We start from the raw sequence: 20,500 nt of genomic DNA on the forward strand, positions 1-20,500 counted from the left end.
ATGGAAGATCCACGTCACGCAAAAGGGCCTGCTAAAAACGTCCTCGGCATCGGCCAGCGTATTCTTACGACGCTGGTCGGGATTGCCGAAACGCGCGTCCGGCTTGCGGTAGTGGAACTGGAAGAGGAGAAAGCCAATCTCTTCCAGATGCTGCTCATGCTTGGGCTTACGATGCTCTTTGCCGCGTTTGGTCTGATGAGCCTGATGGTGTTAATCATCTGGGCTATCGATCCACAGTATCGGCTGAACGCGATGATTGCGACTACCGTGGTTCTGCTGGTGGCGGCGCTGATAGGCGGTATCTGGACCCTGCATAAAGCGCGCACGTCGACCTTCCTGCGCCATACTCGCCAGGAGCTGGCCAACGACCGCGCCCTGCTGGAGGATGATAAGTCGTGAGCGACAAAGCCGAACGTCAAAAGCGGAAAGCGTATCTGCTGAGCCAGATCCAGCAGCAGCGGCTGGACCTGTCCGCCAGCCGTCGCGACTGGCTGGAGCTGACCCAGCGTTACGATCGCGGCTGGAATACTCTTCTGAGCCTGCGTTCGTGGGCGCTGGTGGGTAGCAGCGTGATGGCGATCTGGACGATTCGTCATCCAAATATGCTGATTCGCTGGGCACGCCGTGGCTTTGGTGTCTGGAGCGCATGGCGTCTGGTGAAAGCAACGATTCGTCAGCAGCAGCTGCGCTAGCCTTCTCGCCGGGTGGCACTGCGCTTACCCGGCCTACGGTAAAAAAGTAGGCCGGGTAAGGCGTAGCCGTCACCCGGCAAAATCTCTCTATGCTCCCTTACTCAATATCTTTGAAAAAGATTGACAGTTTTCCTTGCTAACAATTGCCATCCGCCCCGTTTACACTCCTCTCCATCGACAGCAAAGACGCGGTATCTACCCGAATTTGCACGCAAATAACGTTTAGCCGCTGATGTGGTTTCCTGGAGAGTAAAATGAAAAAATTAGATGATGTTGGTGTATTGGTAGCGCGTATTCTGATGCCTGTGCTGTTCATCACCGCAGGCTGGGGCAAAATTACCGGCTATGCGGGCACTCAGCAGTATATGGAAGCGATGGGCGTACCGGGTTTCCTGCTGCCACTGACCATCCTGCTTGAGTTCGGCGGCGGCCTGGCAGTGCTGTTCGGTTTCCTGACCCGCACCACGGCGCTGTTCACCGCAGGCTTTACCCTGCTGACCGCGTTCATCTTCCACAGCAACTTTGCGGAAGGCGTGAACTCCCTGATGTTCATGAAAAACCTGACCATCGCAGGTGGCTTCCTGCTGCTGGCTATCACGGGTCCGGGCGCCTACAGCATCGACCGTCTTCTGAATAAGAAGTGGTAAGCACGCTATACTGATTAAATTCAAAGCGAGGAGACATCTCCTCGCTTTTGCTATCTGACGGAGGAGTAAAAAATGGGACAACTCGTAGACGGCGTCTGGCAGGATGTCTGGTATGACACCAAATCCACCGGTGGACGCTTTAAGCGCTCTGTTTCGGCCTTCCGTAACTGGCTGACCGCCGACGGCGCGCCCGGCCCGAGTGGCGAAGGGGGCTTTGCGGCGGAGAAAGATCGTTATCATCTGTATGTTTCTCTCGCCTGTCCGTGGGCGCACCGCACGCTGATTGTGCGCAAACTTAAAGGTCTCGAATCGCTAATTCCGGTTTCGGTGGTCAACCCGCTGATGCTGGAAAACGGCTGGACGTTCGACAGTGACTTCCCGGCCGCGACGGGTGATGAGCTTTATCATCACGATTTCCTGTATCAGCTCTATCTGCGCGCCGATCCGCACTACACCGGACGCGTAACGGTGCCTGTGCTGTGGGACAAGAAAAACCAGACGATCGTCAGCAATGAATCCGCTGAAATCATTCGCATGTTCAATACCGCGTTTGACGCGCACGGCGCCCGCGCCGGGGATTACTATCCGGTTGAGCTGCGCGAGAAAATTGACGAGCTGAACGGCTGGATCTACGACAACGTCAACAACGGCGTCTATAAAGCCGGTTTTGCCACCAGTCAGGAAGCGTACGACGAAGCGGTCGGCAACGTGTTTGGATCCCTGGAACGTCTGGAGCAGATCCTCGGCCAGCATCGTTATTTAACGGGCGATCGCCTCACCGAAGCAGACATCCGCCTGTGGACGACGCTGATCCGCTTTGATCCGGTATATGTCACCCACTTCAAGTGCGACAAGCATCGCATCAGTGATTACCTGAACCTGCACGGTTTCCTGCGCGACATCTATCAGATGCCGGGGATTGCGGAGACGGTCAATTTTGACCATATTCGCACCCATTATTTCCGCAGTCATAAGACCATCAACCCAACGGGCATTATCTCCATTGGTCCGTGGCAGGATCTGGATGAACCACACGGGCGCGACGTGCGTTTCGGATAATTATTTAGGGAATCAATTGATTCCCTTTTTTAATTCACGGCATACATCTATCCTTACCTCGATCGCTTAGAAAACAAGTGATTGACTGACTAAGAGGCAAGGAAAAATGGACTGGTATTTAAAAGTACTGCGCAACTACGTTGGATTTGGTGGCCGTGCCCGCCGTAAAGAGTACTGGATGTTCGTTCTGGTGAACTTCGTCCTGATTATGGTGCTGGGTATTGTGGACAAAATCCTCGGCTGGGAACGCGAGGGGGGCGAAGGCATTCTCACCACCATTTATGGTGTGTTGGTTCTGCTGCCTTCATGGGCCGTACTGTTTCGTCGTCTCCACGACACCGATCGTTCGGCGTGGTGGCTGCTGTTGCTGTTGATCCCGCTTATCGGCTGGATCGTGATTTTGATTTTCAACTGTCAGAGCGGAACGCCGGGAGAAAACCGCTTTGGTCCGGATCCGAAGATCTGCGCATAAAAAAAAGCCCGGTGGCGCTTCGCTTACCGGGCCTACAAATTACGATTTTATTTATTATATTGCGTGAAAAGCTTCGGAATTTCGCGTAAACACCATGATTTGGCTTCGCCCATGCTGTCACGACGCCACGCCATAATAATATCCACTTCGCTGGTGTATTCCGGGCTGACAACGCGCAGCCGTCCCTCTGCAATGTCCTTTTCGACGAACGGATACGGCATGGTCGCCACGCCCAGCCCCGCCAGCAGCGCCTGACGCTTATCTTCCAGCGACGTCACCGTCAGACGCGGCTGTTTATCCAGCAACTGCACCGTTAACACCGGGCGCTCGCGCGCGGTATCCGCCACCGCCACGCCGCGGTATTTCACGCGCGTGACCTCAGAGAGCGGTTCCGGCTCCTGATGGATCGGGTGACCCGGCGCAGCGACGTAGACGTTCATCACGCTGTACAGTTTGCGCGAGTTAATTTCTGACGATGAGCGGAAATGCATATCCGGCGCAATGACGATATCCGCCCTGCCCGTCTCAAGACGCTCCCACGCCCCGGCCAGTACCTCGGTGATGATCGACAGCTGGGTATTGGCTTTCGCGGCCAGTCTGTCCACCAGCGGGAACAGCGCCTCGGTGGGCACCAGCGCTTCGGTCACTAACGTCAGATGGGTTTCCCAGCCGCGGGCCAGCGCTTCGGCATCGGTCGTCAGTTTATCCGCCGCTTCCAGCAATACGCGGCCGCGCTCCAGCAGCATCCGCCCAACGTTGGTGAATTTTGTTCGATGACCGGAGCGATCGAAGAGCACAACATCCAGCTCCTCCTCCAGCTTTTGCATGGTATAGCTCAGCGCAGACGGAACGCGCCCCAGTTCATCTGCCGCCGCGGCAAAACTGCCGCGCCTGTCAATCGCGTCCATGACGCGAAGCGCCTCAAGCGTCAATGCTCTCTCTTTAGCCATCTCGTTCTCATTCAGGAAATTTGAACATACCGGGCAGAATATCTGGCTAACAATGCAGCGTCCATACCTTTACCATTGATTTAGTGTAAAGTGAGGTCAAGTTTATGATTACGACAAGAACAGCGAAACAGTGCGGACAAGCCGATTTCGGTTGGTTGCAGGCCCGCTACACCTTTTCCTTTGGACACTACTTTGACCCTAAACTTCTCGGTTACGCTTCACTGCGCGTATTGAACCAGGAAGTGCTCGCCCCGGGCGCGTCCTTCCAGCCGCGCACGTACCCGAAAGTCGATATCCTGAACCTGATCCTGGAAGGCGAGGCAGAATACCGCGATAGCGAGGGCAATCATGTCCAGGCGAAGGCTGGCGAGGCGCTGTTAATTTCCACGCAGCCGGGTATTAGCTATAGCGAGCATAACCTCAGCAAAGACAAAACGCTGACCCGCATGCAGCTGTGGCTGGATGCCTGTCCGGAGCGGGAAAATCCGCTGGTGCAAAAAATCGATCTGAAGGGCGATAAACAGCAGCTGATTGCATCCCCTGATGGCAGCAAAGGCAGCCTGCAGTTGCGCCAGCAGGTGTGGCTGCACCATATCGAACTGAAAAAAGGTGAACAGGCAAGCTTCCAGCTTCATGGCCCGCGCGCCTATCTGCAGTCCATTCACGGAACGGTGCATGCGGTGACGCACGCGGAAGAGAAAGAGGCGCTCACCTGCGGCGACGGCGCGTTTATTCGTGATGAAGCGAATATCACCCTGGTGGCGGATACGCCGCTGCGCGCGCTGCTGATTGATTTGCCGGTTTAAAGAACAGACTCGCCCCTCACCCTAGCCCTCTCCCCAAAGGGGAGAGGGAACGATCGAGCCCTCGCCCCTATGGGGAGAGGGGTTGGGGTGAGGGGAAATTTTTACACCTTACTCGCCATAATCTCAATAATCTGCCGGTCCGTTGCCTGCATCGAGCGGCACGCCAGCGCGCACAGGTTCGCGATCGACTGCTCCACGTCGTGCGCCACAATCCCCTCATTACCCGTCACGGCAGTATCATCCAACGCCATCATCACGGCTTTCCAGGCGCTGGTGACGCTGGTCGAGACCTTCATTGCGCAACTGTTAGACGCCCCGTCACAGATCATCCCGCTGACGTCGCCGATCATACTGCCGATCGCCATGGCAATAGTCTGGTAAGATCCGCCCATCAGCCACGCCATCCCCGCCGCAGCCCCCATTCCGGCTGTTGTCGCCGCACACAGCGCGGACAAGCGCGGAAGCTGGTAATGGATATAGATCGCCGACAGGTGCGAGAGCATCAGCGCCCGCGCCAGCCGTTCGTCATCGGCCTGAACGTGCTCAGCCACCACCACCACCGGCATGGTGGCGGTGATGCCCTGATTCCCGGAACCCGAGTTGCTCATCGCCGGCAGCGTCGCGCCCCCCATGCGGGCATCCGAGGCTGCGCTGGTGCGGATAACAATGTCTGAACCCAGATCCTGCGCCATCCATCCGCGTGTGCGCTGTTTATTGAGCGTCGCACCAATATGCAACCCCCAGTTGCCACGTAAACCTTCGCGGGAGAGCGCATCGTTCAGCCGTCCCGCATCGAGGATAAAGCGGATCGCGTCGAACGGCACCTGTTCCACAAACTCAAGGATCTGCGACAGCGTGGTGGTCGAGAGCACCTCCAGCGGATCGTCGCTGTTCTGGCTCTGATTATCGTCAAGCCTGAAGCGCGTTTCGCCCTGACAAACTACCTCCACCACGCGAGTGTGCCCGCCGGCGATGGTCACCATCGCCGAGGATTCACCGACGTAAACACAGGCACGTGAATAGAGGATCTCATCGCACGGCTCCTGCAATTTTACCTGCACCAGACCCGCGTTCAGCAGTGCTTTGGCGCGCGTTAGCGCCTCGGACGACGCGTCTTTCAACACCTCCAGTCCGGCATGCGCGTTACCGCCAATCGCGCCCAGCGCGGCCGCGATGGGTAAACCGACCATACCGGTACCGGGCACCGTTACGCCAAGCCCGTTTTTCATCAGGTTCGGCGATACCCACGCCTCGATACGCGTCACCTCACCGTCAAGCTGTCCGGCAGCCATCGCGCACGCCAGCGCCAGCGAGACGGGTTCGGTACAGCCCAGCGCAGGCTTTACCTCTTCCTGCACCGCGCGAATATAATGGTTCCATAAAGGATTAATTTGCTCAGACATCGTTACGACCTTATTTAACCTCATGAGAAGGCGAGGAAAGGAGAAACACAAAGCAGCAGCCCGGTAATCACAATAATCACCAGCGATACGCCTTTATATTTATGAAGTGCGGGCACTTTGTAGACCAGCCACGCCGGAATTAAGCAGCCCACCATCCCGAAAATAGGGCTACAGATGGAAGTGAAGCTCAGCACCGGCGCGTTTAACACAATCGCGCTCCAGGCCAGCAGGATGGCGAACAGCATAATCCCGCGCTGGACGGCATTTTCATTGATTTTCTCCGCCGGCATTTTGCGGCGCAGGATGTTCATCACAATGCCCTGCGTCGCCTCACGAAAGCCGAGATAGACGCCAAAGAACGCGGTCATCACAGCGAAAATATTGAGGATTACGCTGACAATTTTGACCCAGCCCGCGCCGTCACCGCTGATAAACTGTGCTGCGATTGCCAGGGCGGAAATATTCTGCTCGTAGGCTTTTACCGCCTCGTCGTGCCCCATCGCCAGGGTGAAGGAGACAGCGTAGAAAAAGACCGTCACAAACAGCACGCCAAAGGCGATATTCATTGCCCGCAGCGCTTTATGCCGCGCCACCTCAACGGATTTTTCCCGTGAACGATAGGAAATCACCATCGGGCTTAATGTCTGAATAAACAGAATGGAGGTTAAGGTGAAAGGCAGCGTAATAATGGCGTTTTTAATCAGCAGCCCCATTGGCGGCAGCATGCCGACGTTGGCTAAATGCCAGAGGCCAATCATCGAAAGCCCCAGCGCCGCCACCACAAATAATTTGGTCAGCACCATCAGGCTGGAGACTTTAAACAGCAGCTTTTCACCGCGCGACGAAATGGCGACCAGAATGCAGATCAGGAATAAGCCGTAGAACGGATTTTCCGAGAGCAAACCGTCGGTTACGCCGAAGGTGTGTAAATAGGATGCGCTGTCGTTGGTAATGGCCGTCGAATAGACAAACATCCAGATCACCAGCATCACGAAATAAAGTGCACCCAACAAGATGCCCCAGTTTTTGCCTAAATATCCGCTAATAACGCTCGGATAGTCTTTACATTCCGGTGATTCCGCCAGCGTATTAATAAACAGGCGCTGGAACAGGTACATGGCCGGATAACCAATTATCGACGAGAGTAAAAATACCCATAGCCCCATTAATCCAACCTGCACCGGAAGAAAAACAATGCCCGCGCCGATAGCCATCCCAATACTCATGATGACCCAGCCCGTATCGGTGCTGTCGAATTTAATCGCCTCTCGCCATTCGCTTTCGCTCATTCCCGCCCGCCTTGCCGCAGGGGAATCACTCACAATCACACTGCTGTTTGTTGCCATATTCATTGGGCACTCGCTTATTTTGTAGGGTAACGATTTGTTTTTATAAGGTTCCGATCGCCAGCGATTGCGAGTCAGAGGGTGCAGGTGTGAGTTATTGGTATGGGGAGATCATATCCGGAGCGCGGGAGAAAAAAGTCACAACTTTTATAGGGGTTTCCTTAGGCGAGAGGAAAATATTACTTCGGGATAGCAGAAAAGAGAGCGAGTTTTCTAAAATTGACGGTGTTCACAAAATTAAAAGCCTCCTCACCTGAGGAGGCTGAAGATGGAGCCTGTGTTAGATCGCCTGCGTAAACGTCCTCGAAATCACGTCCTGCTGCTGCTCGCGCGTCAGAGCGTTAAACCGCACCGCATAGCCTGAAACGCGGATCGTCAGGTTCGGATAGTTCTCCGGATGGGCGATGGCATCCAGCAGCATCTCCCGGTTCATCACGTTGACGTTCAGGTGCTGCCCGCCCTCAATGGTCGCTTCGTGGTGGAAGTACCCGTCCAGCAGCCCGACAAGGTTGGTTTTGCGCACCAGCTCGTCCTTGCCCAGTGCCTGCGGCACGATGGAGAAGGTGTAGGAGATCCCGTCTTTGGCATAGGTGAACGGCAGCTTGGCGACCGAGGTCAACGACGCCACCGCCCCTTTTCTGTCGCGCCCGTGCATCGGGTTGGCGCCAGGCGCAAACGGTGTACCGCCGCGACGTCCGTCCGGCGTGTTGCCGGTCTTCTGCCCGTAAACCACATTGGAGGTGATGGTCAGGATCGACTGCGTCGGCACGGCGTTGCGGTACGTCGGCAGCGCCTGGATTTTCTTCATAAAGCGCTCAACCAGATCGCAGGCGATACTGTCCACGCGATCGTCGTTGTTGCCGTATTGCGGATAGTCGCCTTCGATGACGAAATCGACCGCCAGACCGGTGTGGTCGCGCACCGGTTTTACCGTGGCGTACTTGATGGCCGACAGGGAATCCGCCGCCACCGACAGTCCGGCAATGCCACAGGCCATGGTGCGGTAAACGTCCCGGTCGTGCAGCGCCATCAGCGAGGCTTCGTAGCTGTATTTATCATGCATGTAGTGAATGAGATTCAGCGCACTGATGTACTGCACTGCCAGCCAGTCCATGAAGTGATCGAGGCTCGCCATTACGGTGTCGTAATCCAGTACCTCATCCAGCAGCGGCTCGGTTTTCGGCCCCACCTGGATCTTCAGCTTCTCATCCACCCCGCCGTTAATCGCGTACAGCAGCGTTTTCGCCAGGTTGGCGCGTGCGCCGAAGAACTGCATCTGCTTGCCGATCACCATCGGACTGACGCAGCAGGCAATGGCGTAGTCGTCGCTGTTAAAGTCGGCACGCATCAGATCGTCGTTCTCGTATTGCAGCGAGGAGGTGACGATCGAGACCTGCGCGGCGTATTTCTTGAATGCGATCGGCAGCTGTTCGGACCAGAGGATCGTCAGGTTTGGCTCCGGCGCAGGCCCCATGGTGTGCAGGGTATGCAGATAGCGGAAGCTGTTTTTGGTCACCAGCGTACGGCCATCCAGCCCCATGCCGCCAATCACTTCCGTGGCCCAGATCGGATCGCCGGAGAAGAGCGTGTCGAACTCCGGCGTGCGCAGGAAGCGCACCATGCGGATCTTCATGATGAAGTGGTCGATCAGCTCCTGGGCCTGCACCTCGTTCAGCCTTCCTGCCTGCATGTCGCGTTCAATGTAGATATCGAGGAACGAGGCCGTGCGCCCCAGCGACATCGCCCCGCCGTTTTGGGATTTCACTGCGGCAAGGTAGGCAAAGTAGACCCACTGCACCGCTTCCTGCGCATTCATCGCCGGACGTGAAATATCAAAGCCATAGTTCGCCGCCATCTGCTGGATCTGGAGCAACGCACGCTTATGCTCCGCCAGCTCCTCGCGCAGGCGGATCGTGGCCTCCAGATCGTCTCCGCGCTCCAGTTTCCCCTGGAGATCGGCGAACTGAAGTTCACGCTCGCGCACCAGATAGCTGATGCCGTATAGCGCCACGCGGCGGTAGTCGCCGATGATGCGTCCACGCCCGTAGCCGTCCGGCAGACCGGTGAGCACGCCGGATTTTCGGCAGCGCATCATCTCCGGGGAATAAACGTCAAATACGCCCTGGTTGTGGGTTTTGCGCAGGTCGGTGAAGAGATATTCAAACTGCGGATCCATCTCGCGACCGTAGGCTTCGAACGAGCTGCGGATCATATTGATTCCGCCGTACGGATGAAGGGCCCGCTTGAGCGGCTTGTCGGTTTGCAGGCCGACGATCGTCTCCAGCTCCTGGTCAATATAGCCCGGCCCGTGCGCGGTAATGGTGGTGGCGATGTTGGTGTCAAAATCCACCGGAGCGTGGGTGGCATTCTCCTGGCGAATGCCGACCATCACCTTCTGCCACAGCGCCGTCGTTGCTGGCGTCGCCTGCGCGAGGAAAGCTTCATCGCCTTCATAAGGGGTGTAGTTATGCTGAATAAAATCGCGCACGTTAACGGCGTTTTTCCATTCTTCACCGCGAAACCCGGCCCATGCGTCGCTGTAAGGCGCGACGCCCGTATCGATTGTTACTTTCATCAGATTCTCGCTTTATCAGGCGTAAGCCGCAGCCGGGGTGACCTTCCCAAGACGGAGGGCGTCCAGCGCGATCATTTTTTCTTCATTGGTAGGGATCACCGCGCAGGCCGCGCGTGACGACTCGGTGGAGATCACGCGCTCACCCGCGCTGCCCGGCAGGGCATTTTTGGACTCGTCGAGGATGATGCCAAACACCTTCAGGTGCTCCACCACCAGCGCGCGGATAAGCACGGAGTTCTCACCGATCCCGCCGGTAAACACCACGCCATCCAGACGGTGCAGGGATGCGGCATGACCGGCGATATGCCGCGCTATGCGGTGGACAAAGGTCTTTATCGCCAGCCGCGCCCGCTCGTTGCCGTCATGCCAGGCTTTCTCCAGCACGCGCAAATCGGAGGAGATGCCGGAGAGCCCCAGCAACCCGGACTCTTTATTGACCACGCGCTCCAGATCCTCGAACGTCTGGCCGGTCTGCCTGGCAATCCACGCCATCGCGCCAAAATCTACGTCGCCACAGCGCGTGCCCATCACCAGTCCTTCAAGCGGCGTCATCCCCATGGACGTGTCCACGCTTACGCCGTTACGCACCGCGCAAATGGACGCCCCGTTGCCGAGATGGGCAATCACCAGGCCGCTGTCTTCGGCGGAGAGCCCGAGAAGCGCGTGCGCCTGCGCCGCCACGTAGCGGTGAGAGGTGCCGTGGAAGCCGTAGCGGCGCACGCCCAGCTCTTCAAAATAGCGGTACGGCAAGCCGTACAGATACGCCTGCGGCGCCATGGTCTGGTGGAAGCTGGTATCAAATACCGCCACCTGCTGCACCCCGGGGAACAGGCGCTCTGCGGCTTCCACGCCGCTCAGGTTAGCGTAGTTATGCAGCGGCGCCAGCGGGGAGACCTGGCGGATCTGCGCCATCACCTCTTCCGTGATCAGGGTCGACTCGCTGAAGAGATCGCCGCCGTGGGCAATGCGATGGCCAATCAAAGCCACGCTGCCCATCAGGTCGCGCTTCTCCAGCTCCAGGGCGATGGCGGCCAGCGCCCCTTCGTAGTCCTGATGAGCCAGTCTGACTGGCTCACCCCCATTCACGGAAATAAAGGCTTTTTCTGTGTTGATGCCGTCCGCAATGCCCGTCAGCAGGGCATCGCAGCCTGCGGCGTCCAGCACCGAAAACTTAACAGAGGACGATCCGCAGTTAATGACCAGTACTACCGGAAACTCAATCATGGTATGGCTCCGCTCTTCCTGAGCTTTGGTTTAAAACAGTTTGTACACGATGTTCAGAATGGTCAGCAGGCCGACCACGGTTACGAAGATGTTCTCGGTCCGGCCTTTGTATTTCGCCAGCGCCGGTGCTTTGCGGATGGCGTACATCGGCAGCAGGCACAGCAGAGAGGCGATAATTGGCGCGCCCATGGCTTCAATAAGGTCCAGGATGTTCGGGTTGGCGTAGGCCACAATCCAGGTGGAGCCCATGATGAAGACCATGCTGATGGTGTTCAGCTTGCCCACGGAGACTTTCTTCTTGTCGCCCTTGTAACCGAACTTGAGGATCAGACCGTTCAGCCCCTCCAGCGTGCCCAGGTAGTGACCGAAGAAGGATTTAAAGATAGCGACCAGCGCGATGATGGACGCGCCGTACTCCAGCACCGTGGCGAACGTGGATTTACTGCCTGACATCGACGCAAAGTGGTTCGCCAGGTAAGAGAGCACCGGAATGTTCTGCGCTTTGGCGTCCGCCATGTTCTGCGGAGAGAGCGTAAACAGGCAGCTAAAGGCGAAGAACATCACCACCGCCACCATCAGCAGGCTGGCGCGACCGATGATTTTGGAACATTTCTGCTCGGTGAATTCTTTACCAAACTCCGGCTCGTACTCTTCGCGCTTGGAGACCACAAACGAGGAGACGATAGGCGAGAAGTTGAAGGAGAAGACCATAATGGAAATCCCCAGCCACACCGTGACAAGAATGCCGTCATGACCGGTGAAGGCGATATCGCTCAGGTTAACCTGGTCGATCACCGCTGAGTTCCAGTACGGGATCAGCGAGAGAGAAATCAGCACCAGGCTGGCGATGAACGGGAACACCAGGTAGCTCATCACCTTCACCATCAGGTCTTTACCGAACCAGATCACAAAGGCCATCAGCAGCAGCAGGAACAGCGCTACCACGCCGCGGTTCAGGGCAGGCATCTGGAGCTGGTTTTCCCAGAAGGTCATAAAGGTGTTGGTAATGGTGACGCCGTAAATCCACAGCAGCGGGCAAATAGCAAAGAAGTAGAGGAAGGTGATCACCACCCCGCCGGTCTTACCAAAATGCTCCTCCACCGTTTCGGTGATGTTGCCGGAGACGTTACTGCCGGACAAACACAGCCGCGCCAGCGCGCGGTGGCAGTAAAAGGCAATCGGGAACGCCAGAACCAGCATCAGCAGAATAGGGATCAGGCCACCAAAGCCTGCGCGGATGGGGAAGAACAGCACGCCAGCGCCAATGGCGGTACCAAACAGGCCGAGCGTCCAGGTGGTATCCGATTTACGCCAGGAGGACGTTTTTGTCTGGCCAACGATAATGCTTTCTGTGTTGCTCATAGGTCACCTTTATGCGTCAACGAAGCCGGTAATTTGGGAAACACGGGAGAGATCAATATTGCCACCGGAAATAATGCAGACGGTTTTACGGCCCTGAATATAGTGGTCCAGCTTGCCGCTTAATAACGCCGCGCATGCCAGCGCGCCAGCACCTTCCGTAACCACTTTATTTCGCTGAATAAGCGCGATCATGCTGTTGCGAATCTCGTCTTCGCTGACCAGCACAATGTCGTCAACCAGTTCACGAACGATTTCGAAGGTTAAATTACCCGGGCGAGACACGTCGCAGCCGTCCGCTAATGTGCCGGTAATGCGGTGGTTCGTTATTTCACCGGTCTGATACGACGCCGCCATTCCGTGCACGTTTTCAGACTGCACGCCGATAATATTGATAGTTGGGTTGATGGATTTAATTGCTGTCGCAATACCGGCAATTAAACCACCACCGCCGATGGGAACAATCACGTTATCCACGTCGTATAAATCTTCGAGGATTTCCAGGCCGATGGTGCCCTGACCGGCGATCACTTTCGGATCGTCGTAAGGCGGGATAAATATGCGCCCTTCCATCTCGACGATTTCGCTCACTTTGGCGATAGTGTCGTTAAAGTTCTCGCCGTGCAGCACTACTTCGGCGGAGTAGTCGCGCGTGGCGGCCACCTTGGATTTCGGCGCGCCCATAGGCATTACCACTTTGCCGTCGATGCCGAGCATGGCGCAGGAGAGCGACACCCCCTGCGCGTGGTTCCCTGCGGAACAGGCAACCACGCCCTTGCGTTTTTCCGCATCGGTCAGCGAGCTTAATTTATTAAACGCCCCACGTATTTTAAACGAACCGGTACGCTGCATATTTTCAAATTTCAGGAATATCTCACCCTTACACCGTTCGCTCAGATAATTTGAGCGCGGCATACCGGTTTTATAGATCTTTCCCGCCAGTCTTTTTCTGGCGTCCTGAATATCGTCAATGGTCACCGGGAGATCGTAAGTAATGTGCATAATATCCTCGTTATAATAATTCATTGTTTTCAGGCAAAGTCAGGGTATCAGAGCGTTAAAAATCGTCGCTCCGGGTATTTTAAATCATCATTATTTCTATCGTCGTTTTTCGATATTCATCGACGAATATTGTTTTGCCAGTTCAACTAATACTGACGCCGATTTTTTAATACTGTAATTTTTTGACCACACGGCAGCATAACGCGCCACAGGTAATGCATCTTCCACCGGCAGGACAATAAACTGGTCCGAGCCGAATGGCGCAATCATGTCACGGGGGATCACCGTCAGGTAATCGGCATTGAGGACAAGGTTATAGATGGTGACGACAGAATCGGTCTGGACGATGTTTTCAACGCTGATGTGGTTATCTTGCAGGGTGGTCAGGAGTTCGTTGTAGTAGCCCATATCGGTTTGCGGCATCACCCACTGCTCGTGCGTGAGCGATGCCAGTCTGGTCGGGCCGGTACACGTTCGTGATTTACTCGCCACCAGCACAAACTCAGATTCAAACAGTGGCTCAACGTGAAGATCCTGAAGCAACATCCCGTCGCTTAGCGTGCCGATGGCGAAATCCAGCCGGCCATCGCGAATGGCGGGCAGGAATGAAGAGAGCTGCGCTTCATACATTGAGACGCGCGCCTTCGGGAACACTTCCTTGAATTTTTTGATCATCCCGGACAGGAAGGTGAAGCCAATCAGCGACGGATAGCCGAAGGAGACGTCCATGACGGTACTGAAACTGAGGCTGTTGATCTCGCTCACCATGTTTTTCATTTCGCGGGTGATCGACTCAGCGTAGGACAGCAGCACCTGACCGGCGGCAGTGAGTTTTACGCCGGTGTTTTTACGCACCATCACTTCCACCCCAAAGTAAGATTCGATGTCGCTGATGATTTTGCTGACGGCAGGTTGCGTCAGCCCCAGTTGTCTTGCAGCAGAACCTATAGAGCCACTTTTGATGACTTCCTGAAATACCACGAGGTGCTGTGTTTTCGGTAGAATAATAGTATTCATAATATTCTGCGCTTATTTCCCTATGACGCAGCGGATTCTACCCAATATTGTTTCAGGGGGTATGTGCTGTTACTCACAATTTTCCAGGACGCCCTTTTTACAATCACATTTAAAATCGATTTATAATCTTATTATTCAAACAGTTAGATGGCTAAAAATACGCAATTACGCTGATATTGATCAACAAAATCCGCGGTAATAAATTTATTTTATGGCAATAACCAGCATGAATTTTTTTGCCTTAAAAATATTAATAAAGACTATCTTTCAGGCAATTAAAGGTTAATAAACCATCATTATTCTTTTAAAACATTTTTGTGGTTTATCAACTTTACCAGGAATATTTATTCAGTTTCCGGTCAAAGAGTGGGATATATCACACATTCACCAGAAGAATGTTTTTAGATTCAATATTAAATTATCAAATGAATAACATTCAGCATCACTGAGTCAACATTCACAACATCTGTTCAACACCAAAATTTTCTAATTTTATAGCGTTAAATTTTGTGATTACGATCATGCGCAGCAGATGAAAGGAACGCATAATCGGTAAAGCAGTGAAATGTGCTTGGCGTCGCAAAATTGAGAATTGATGTCGTTTGGCGCTTCGCTGACCCGGCATGCAACCTTCAGAAAACAAAAACCCCGCCGAAGCGGGGTTTCGTAAGAAGTTGAAGCTGACCGATAAGCCGGGTTCTGTCGTGGACAGTCATTCATCTAGGCCAGCAATCGCTCACTGGCTCAAGCAGCCTACCCGGGTTCAGTACGGGCCGTACCATGTGAACCCCTATTTGGCCTTGCTCCGGGTGGAGTTTACCGTGCCACGGACTGTTACCAGCCGCGCGGTGCGCTCTTACCGCACCCTTTCACCCTTACCTGATCCCGCTTACGCGGGCCATCGGCGGTTTGCTCTCTGTTGCACTGGTCGTGGGTTTCCCCCCCAGGCGTTACCTGGCACCCTGCCCTGTGGAGCCCGGACTTTCCTCCCCTCCGCCCGTCTCCCCCGAAAGGGACGACGACGAAGCGGCGACTGTCTGGTCAGCTTCGGCGCGCAGTATAGAGGGTTTGCGCGCCGCTGTCACCCCTGGCTACGCATGCCTACCTGCAATGTGGCCGCGATATTGCGCGAGGCGCGGTAAATGTTGTCGTACGCTCCCTGGAACGCCTCTTCCAGTGAACCGATGCGGGTCAATACGCTGAACACCGCGTCGATGCCGTACTGATGCACCACACCCACATCCTGCGTCAGACTTCCGGCAATCCCGATCACCGGCTTATGGTATTTTTTGGCGACGCTCGCCACGCCGACGGGCACTTTGCCATTAATGCTCTGGCTGTCGATGCGCCCTTCTCCCGTCAGCACCCACGTGCAGTCGTGAATATGTTCTTCAAGATTGAGCGCCTGAGTGACAATCTCAATGCCGCTTTTCAGCTCAGCGCCCAAGAAGGCCATCAGCGCCGCGCCCATGCCGCCCGCCGCTCCTGCCCCCGGAACCGGGTTGACGTCAATGCGCAGCGATTTTTTGATCACGTTGGCGTAGTGGCTAAGACTGGCGTCGAGTTCGAGGATCATCTCCTCCGTGGCACCTTTTTGCGGGCCAAAGATACGCGACGCGCCGCTTTCACCGACCAGCGGATTCGTCACGTCACAGGCGACGCGGATTGCGCACTCCTGAAGACGCGGATCAAGATCCGAAATATCAATACGGTTCAGCGCCATCAGGCTGCCGCCGCCGTAGCCGATCTCCGTCCCGTTCGCATCCGTAAACCTCGCGCCCAGCGCCTGCATCATACCCGCGCCCCCATCGTTGGTTGCGCTCCCGCCGATACCGATAATGATGTTGCGCGCGCCTTTATCCAGCGCGCGGAGGATCAGCTCCCCCGTCCCGCGCGACGTCGTGACCAGCGGGTTACGCTGCGCGGGAGGAACAAGTACCAGGCCGCTGGCGGCGGCCATCTCGATAAACGCGGTGGTACCGTCGCCCGAGATCCCCCAGCTGGCCTTCACCTTTTCCCCTAACGGGCCGGTGACGACAGCCTGCTGCCAGGTGCCCTGCGTCGCGGCGATCATCGCTTCAACCGTACCTTCTCCGCCGTCAGCAACGGGAACAGACACGTAATGAGCGTCGGGGAAAATTTCCCGAAATCCTTTTTCTATCGCCTGCGCCACCTCAGTGGCAGACAGGCTTTCTTTATAAGAGTCTGGCGCGATTACGATTTTCATAGTTGTATGCCTGAGCCGTAGGCCCGGTAAGCGTAACGCCACCGGGCGGGACGTCATTAGCGAGCAATTTCAACCTTCGCCAGCTTTTCGTAATAGCACGCTAACGCGCTGTGATCGGCGGTGCCCAGACCGTCCGCACGCAGCGCCTGCATCATCTCCATGACGGCGGCAGTCAGCGGCAACTGTGCGCCCACGCCGTGGGAGGTATCCAGCGCATTCGCCAGATCTTTAATGTGCAGATCGATGCGGAAGCCCGGCTTGAAGTTACGATCCATCACCATCGGTGCCTTGGCATCCAGCACGGTGCTGCCCGCCAGACCACCGCGAATGGCCTGATAGACCAGATCCGGATTAACGCCCGCTTTGGTGGCCAGCGTCAGTGCTTCGGACATGGCCGCGATGTTCAACGCCACAATCACCTGGTTTGCCAGCTTGGTGACGTTGCCTGCGCCTATTTCACCGGTATGCACCACGGAGCCAGCCATGGCTTTCATCAGGTCGTAGTATTTGTCGAACACGGCTTTATCGCCCCCCACCATCACCGACAGAGTACCGTCGATGGCTTTCGGTTCGCCGCCGCTGACCGGCGCATCCAGCATCTCCACGCCCTTCGCTTTCAGCGCCTCGCTAATTTCGCGGCTCGCCAGCGGTGCGATAGAACTCATGTCGATCACCACCAGACCCGGCTTCGCGCCGTCGATAATGCCGTTCTCACCCAGCGCCACCTCTTTCACGTGCGGGGAGTTTGGCAGCATGGTGATAATGACATCGCACTGCTCGGCGATCGCTTTTGCAGTTGTCGCCGTTTCTGCGCCAGCCGCAATCACTTCTGCCACCGCGTCTGAATTACGATCTAAAACCACCAGTGAGTAACCTGCTTTGATGAGGTTTTTGCTCATTGGTTTGCCCATGATACCCAGGCCAATAAAACCCACTTTCAGCGTCATAATCTGTTTCCTCAATGATGGTTATTTTTTAAAAGCGTCTGCTAATTTCTGCGTGGCGGCGCGGAATACGCCGAGGTCGCTGCCGACGGCGACAAACGTTGCGCCCCACTCCAGGTAGCGGCGGGCATCGGCTTCCACCGGCGCCAGAATGCCGCACGGTTTACCGTGCGCTTTGGCACGGGCAAAAATGTGCTGGATTGCCCGCTGCACGTCCGGGTGGCTGGCGTTGCCCAGATGACCAAAGGCGGCCGCCAGATCGCTCGGGCCGACGAAAATACCGTCGACACCTTCGGTCGCGGCAATGGCGTCGACGTTATCGACCCCCTGCTGGCTCTCGATCTGAACCAGAATGGTGATGTTCTTGTTGGACTGGGCGAAATAGTCCGGCACGGTGCCAAACATGTTGGCGCGGTGAGAGACAGACACGCCGCGGATCCCTTCCGGCGGATAGCGGGTGGCAGCTACGGCCAGCACCGCTTCTTCTTCCGTTTCAACAAACGGGATCAGGAAGTTGTAGAAGCCGATATCCAGCAGACGCTTGATGATCACCGGCTCGTTGGTAGGTACACGCACCACCGGCGCGCTGTGGCTGCCTTTCAGCGCCATCAGCTGCGGAATAAACGTGTTGATATCGTTTGGCGCATGTTCGCCGTCCAGCACCAGCCAGTCGAATCCGGCCAGGCCCAGCACTTCGGTGCTGATGGGGTTGGCCAGCGCAGACCAGCAGCCAATCTGAATCTGATGCGCCGCAAGGGCCGCTTTAAATTTATTCGGGAAGATGTCGTTACTCATTACGTATACCTTTTTTAATTCCGCAGTTTTAGCCAGTAGCTTTTCTTATTTATTCCGACTCAGCGTCAGCGTTATATTTATTTACTGACTGAATTTTGGCGTTATAAAATCGTCATTCAGTATAATCGTCACCACCCGGCAGCACATTGTCTCAATGCTCAATTATCCAACGGGGTTAGCACGCTATTTTGAGCATATGCCCAATGCAGTGGGCGCTGATGCACAGAATCAACGATTAGTGTGTCGGGAGCGATCGCGATCACATTCTCACTTTTCCTCTCCTGACATTCTTTATTTCCTCAATAAGAAACGATTAACCATCTGGCTATATTTAGTATCAGATATTTTGCTGGAGATGAGTGAACAATGGCCGATATTGAAATTCGAAAGGCGTCGCCGACGGCGTTCTATATAAAAGTGCACGATACCGATAACGTGGCGATTATTGTCAACGACAATGGATTAAAAGCGGGTACCCGGTTCCCGGACGGGCTGGAGCTGATTGAGCACATTCCGCAGGGGCATAAAGTCGCACTGGTCGATATCCCGGCGCAGGGCGAAATCGTGCGCTACGGCGAAATCATCGGCTATGCGGTGCGCGCTATCCCGCAGGGTAGCTGGATTGAGGAGTCGCTGGTTGAGCTGCCCACCGCCCCGCCGCTGGAGACGTTGCCGCTGGCTACCCGCGTCCCTGAGCCGTTACCTCCGCTGGAGGGTTATACCTTCGAAGGTTACCGCAACGCGGATGGCAGCGTGGGAACCAAAAACCTGCTTGGCATCACCACCAGCGTGCATTGCGTGGCGGGTGTCGTGGATTACGTGGTGAAAATTATTGAGCGCGATCTGCTGCCGAAATACCCCAACGTTGACGGCGTGGTGGGTCTTAACCACCTGTACGGCTGCGGCGTGGCGATCAACGCGCCCGCAGCGGTCGTGCCGATCCGCACGATCCACAATATCGCCCTTAACCCAAACTTTGGCGGCGAGGTGATGGTGATTGGCCTCGGCTGTGAAAAATTGCAGCCAGAACGCCTGTTGCAGGGTACTGAGGATGTGAAAGCCATTCCGGTTGACGAGGCCAGTATTGTGCGTCTTCAGGATGAACACCATGTCGGCTTCAGATCGATGGTCGACGACATTTTACAGGTGGCAGAGCGCCATCTGGAGAAGCTGAACAAACGTCAGCGTGAAACCTGCCCGGCCTCTGAACTGGTGGTTGGGACACAGTGTGGCGGCAGCGATGCGTTTTCCGGCGTCACCGCTAACCCGGCGGTAGGTTATGCCTCCGATCTGTTCGTGCGCTGCGGCGCCACGGTGATGTTCTCTGAAGTCACCGAAGTGCGTGATGCTATCCACCTGCTCACGCCGCGCGCCGTCAACGAAGAGGTGGGCAAACGCCTGCTGGAGGAGATGGCCTGGTACGATAACTATCTCGACATGGGCAAAACCGACCGCAGCGCCAACCCGTCGCCGGGTAACAAGAAAGGCGGCCTGGCAAACGTGGTGGAAAAGGCCCTCGGGTCGATTGCCAAATCCGGCCAGAGCGCGATTGTGGAAGTGCTCTCACCTGGCCAGCGACCAACCAAACGCGGTCTGATCTACGCGGCAACGCCTGCCAGTGATTTCGTGTGCGGCACCCAGCAGGTAGCATCCGGCATTACGGTACAGGTCTTTACCACCGGACGCGGCACGCCGTACGGCCTGATGGCGGTACCGGTGATCAAAATGGCGACCCGCACCGAGCTGGCAAACCGCTGGTATGACTTAATGGATATCAACGCGGGCACCATCGCCACCGGGGAAGAGAGTATTGAAGAGGTGGGCTGGAAGCTATTCCACTTCATTCTGGATGTGGCAAGCGGACGGAAGAAAACCTTCTCCGATCAATGGGGATTGCATAACTCGCTGGCGGTGTTTAACCCGGCACCGGTGACGTGATGGCCCCTCACCCTGCCCTCTCCCCACCGGGGAGAGGGTAAAAA

General features: G+C 55.8%; 18 protein-coding genes and 1 other RNA gene. 7 read left to right on the top strand and 12 right to left on the bottom strand.

The window, feature by feature from the left end; translation table 11 throughout:
- The 5 genes from ACQG03_RS18750 to ACQG03_RS18770 all read left to right on the top strand — a co-directional run bounded on the left by ACQG03_RS18750 (position 1) and on the right by ACQG03_RS18770 (position 2,870).
- Positions 1 to 399 carry a phage holin family protein gene (locus tag ACQG03_RS18750; RefSeq protein ID WP_063163509.1) on the top strand — a complete coding sequence of 133 codons (399 nt, stop codon included), beginning with the start codon at positions 1 to 3 and terminating at the stop codon, positions 397 to 399.
- Positions 396 to 692, top strand: a complete 297-nt coding sequence (locus tag ACQG03_RS18755) for a YqjK-like family protein (protein WP_022649477.1) — start codon at positions 396 to 398, stop codon at positions 690 to 692. Before ACQG03_RS18750 ends, ACQG03_RS18755 begins: the two co-directional genes overlap by 4 nt.
- Positions 693 to 946: 254 nt before the next feature.
- Positions 947 to 1,339 carry a DoxX family protein gene (locus ACQG03_RS18760; protein WP_032626373.1) on the top strand — a complete coding sequence of 131 codons (393 nt, stop codon included), beginning with the start codon at positions 947 to 949 and terminating at the stop codon, positions 1,337 to 1,339.
- A gap of 72 nt (positions 1,340 to 1,411) precedes the next feature.
- Positions 1,412 to 2,398, top strand: coding sequence for a glutathione S-transferase family protein (locus tag ACQG03_RS18765; RefSeq protein ID WP_003862653.1), 987 nt, complete (start codon positions 1,412 to 1,414; stop codon positions 2,396 to 2,398).
- Between the two features lie 106 nt (positions 2,399 to 2,504).
- Positions 2,505 to 2,870, top strand: a complete 366-nt coding sequence (locus ACQG03_RS18770) for a DUF805 domain-containing protein (protein ID WP_022649479.1) — start codon at positions 2,505 to 2,507, stop codon at positions 2,868 to 2,870.
- A 47-nt stretch (positions 2,871 to 2,917) separates the two neighbouring features.
- Here the strand turns inward: ACQG03_RS18770 and yhaJ are convergent, their stop codons facing one another.
- Positions 2,918 to 3,820 (bottom strand): DNA-binding transcriptional regulator YhaJ, encoded by a 903-nt coding sequence (yhaJ, locus tag ACQG03_RS18775; RefSeq protein WP_022649480.1) that lies wholly within the window; start codon positions 3,818 to 3,820, stop codon positions 2,918 to 2,920.
- A 104-nt stretch (positions 3,821 to 3,924) separates the two neighbouring features.
- Between yhaJ and ACQG03_RS18780 the strand changes: the two genes are divergently transcribed.
- Positions 3,925 to 4,626 (top strand): pirin family protein, encoded by a 702-nt coding sequence (locus ACQG03_RS18780; protein WP_022649481.1) that lies wholly within the window; start codon positions 3,925 to 3,927, stop codon positions 4,624 to 4,626.
- A gap of 101 nt (positions 4,627 to 4,727) precedes the next feature.
- Here the strand turns inward: ACQG03_RS18780 and ACQG03_RS18785 are convergent, their stop codons facing one another.
- The 11 genes from ACQG03_RS18785 to garL all read right to left on the bottom strand — a co-directional run bounded on the left by ACQG03_RS18785 (position 4,728) and on the right by garL (position 18,518).
- A complete protein-coding gene (locus tag ACQG03_RS18785; RefSeq protein WP_063163508.1) occupies positions 4,728 to 6,029 on the bottom strand; it encodes a serine dehydratase subunit alpha family protein in 1,302 nt (433 codons plus the stop codon).
- 20 nt (positions 6,030 to 6,049) lie between these two features.
- Complete coding sequence (locus tag ACQG03_RS18790) at positions 6,050 to 7,381, bottom strand: amino acid permease (protein WP_022649483.1); 1,332 nt, start codon at positions 7,379 to 7,381, stop codon at positions 6,050 to 6,052.
- 274 nt (positions 7,382 to 7,655) lie between these two features.
- Positions 7,656 to 9,950 (bottom strand): formate C-acetyltransferase, encoded by a 2,295-nt coding sequence (pflB, locus tag ACQG03_RS18795; RefSeq protein WP_032626378.1) that lies wholly within the window; start codon positions 9,948 to 9,950, stop codon positions 7,656 to 7,658.
- A 15-nt stretch (positions 9,951 to 9,965) separates the two neighbouring features.
- Positions 9,966 to 11,174 (bottom strand): propionate kinase, encoded by a 1,209-nt coding sequence (gene tdcD, locus ACQG03_RS18800; RefSeq protein WP_045308023.1) that lies wholly within the window; start codon positions 11,172 to 11,174, stop codon positions 9,966 to 9,968.
- Positions 11,175 to 11,204: 30 nt separating this feature from the next.
- Positions 11,205 to 12,536 (bottom strand): threonine/serine transporter TdcC, encoded by a 1,332-nt coding sequence (gene tdcC / locus ACQG03_RS18805; RefSeq protein ID WP_063163507.1) that lies wholly within the window; start codon positions 12,534 to 12,536, stop codon positions 11,205 to 11,207.
- Positions 12,537 to 12,545: 9 nt separating this feature from the next.
- Entirely contained in the window at positions 12,546 to 13,535 is a 990-nt protein-coding gene (gene tdcB / locus ACQG03_RS18810) for a bifunctional threonine ammonia-lyase/L-serine ammonia-lyase TdcB (protein ID WP_023298701.1), read from the bottom strand.
- A gap of 96 nt (positions 13,536 to 13,631) precedes the next feature.
- Entirely contained in the window at positions 13,632 to 14,552 is a 921-nt protein-coding gene (tdcA, locus tag ACQG03_RS18815; RefSeq protein WP_063163506.1) for a transcriptional regulator TdcA, read from the bottom strand.
- A gap of 672 nt (positions 14,553 to 15,224) precedes the next feature.
- Positions 15,225 to 15,601: RNase P RNA component class A (gene rnpB / locus ACQG03_RS18820), an RNA gene on the bottom strand.
- 32 nt (positions 15,602 to 15,633) lie between these two features.
- Positions 15,634 to 16,779 carry a glycerate 2-kinase gene (garK, locus tag ACQG03_RS18825; protein WP_046620847.1) on the bottom strand — a complete coding sequence of 382 codons (1,146 nt, stop codon included), beginning with the start codon at positions 16,777 to 16,779 and terminating at the stop codon, positions 15,634 to 15,636.
- A 56-nt stretch (positions 16,780 to 16,835) separates the two neighbouring features.
- Positions 16,836 to 17,726, bottom strand: coding sequence for a 2-hydroxy-3-oxopropionate reductase (gene garR, locus ACQG03_RS18830; protein WP_022649490.1), 891 nt, complete (start codon positions 17,724 to 17,726; stop codon positions 16,836 to 16,838).
- A gap of 21 nt (positions 17,727 to 17,747) precedes the next feature.
- Positions 17,748 to 18,518, bottom strand: a complete 771-nt coding sequence (garL, locus tag ACQG03_RS18835) for a 2-dehydro-3-deoxyglucarate aldolase (RefSeq protein WP_003862676.1) — start codon at positions 18,516 to 18,518, stop codon at positions 17,748 to 17,750.
- 366 nt (positions 18,519 to 18,884) lie between these two features.
- Between garL and garD the strand changes: the two genes are divergently transcribed.
- Positions 18,885 to 20,456 (top strand): galactarate dehydratase, encoded by a 1,572-nt coding sequence (gene garD / locus ACQG03_RS18840; protein WP_232934705.1) that lies wholly within the window; start codon positions 18,885 to 18,887, stop codon positions 20,454 to 20,456.
- The last annotated feature ends 44 nt before the right edge of the window (positions 20,457 to 20,500 follow it).

It is taken from the genome of Enterobacter cloacae complex sp. 342H5, assembly GCF_050030905.1.
GTDB classification, from domain to species: domain Bacteria; phylum Pseudomonadota; class Gammaproteobacteria; order Enterobacterales; family Enterobacteriaceae; genus Enterobacter; species Enterobacter intestinihominis.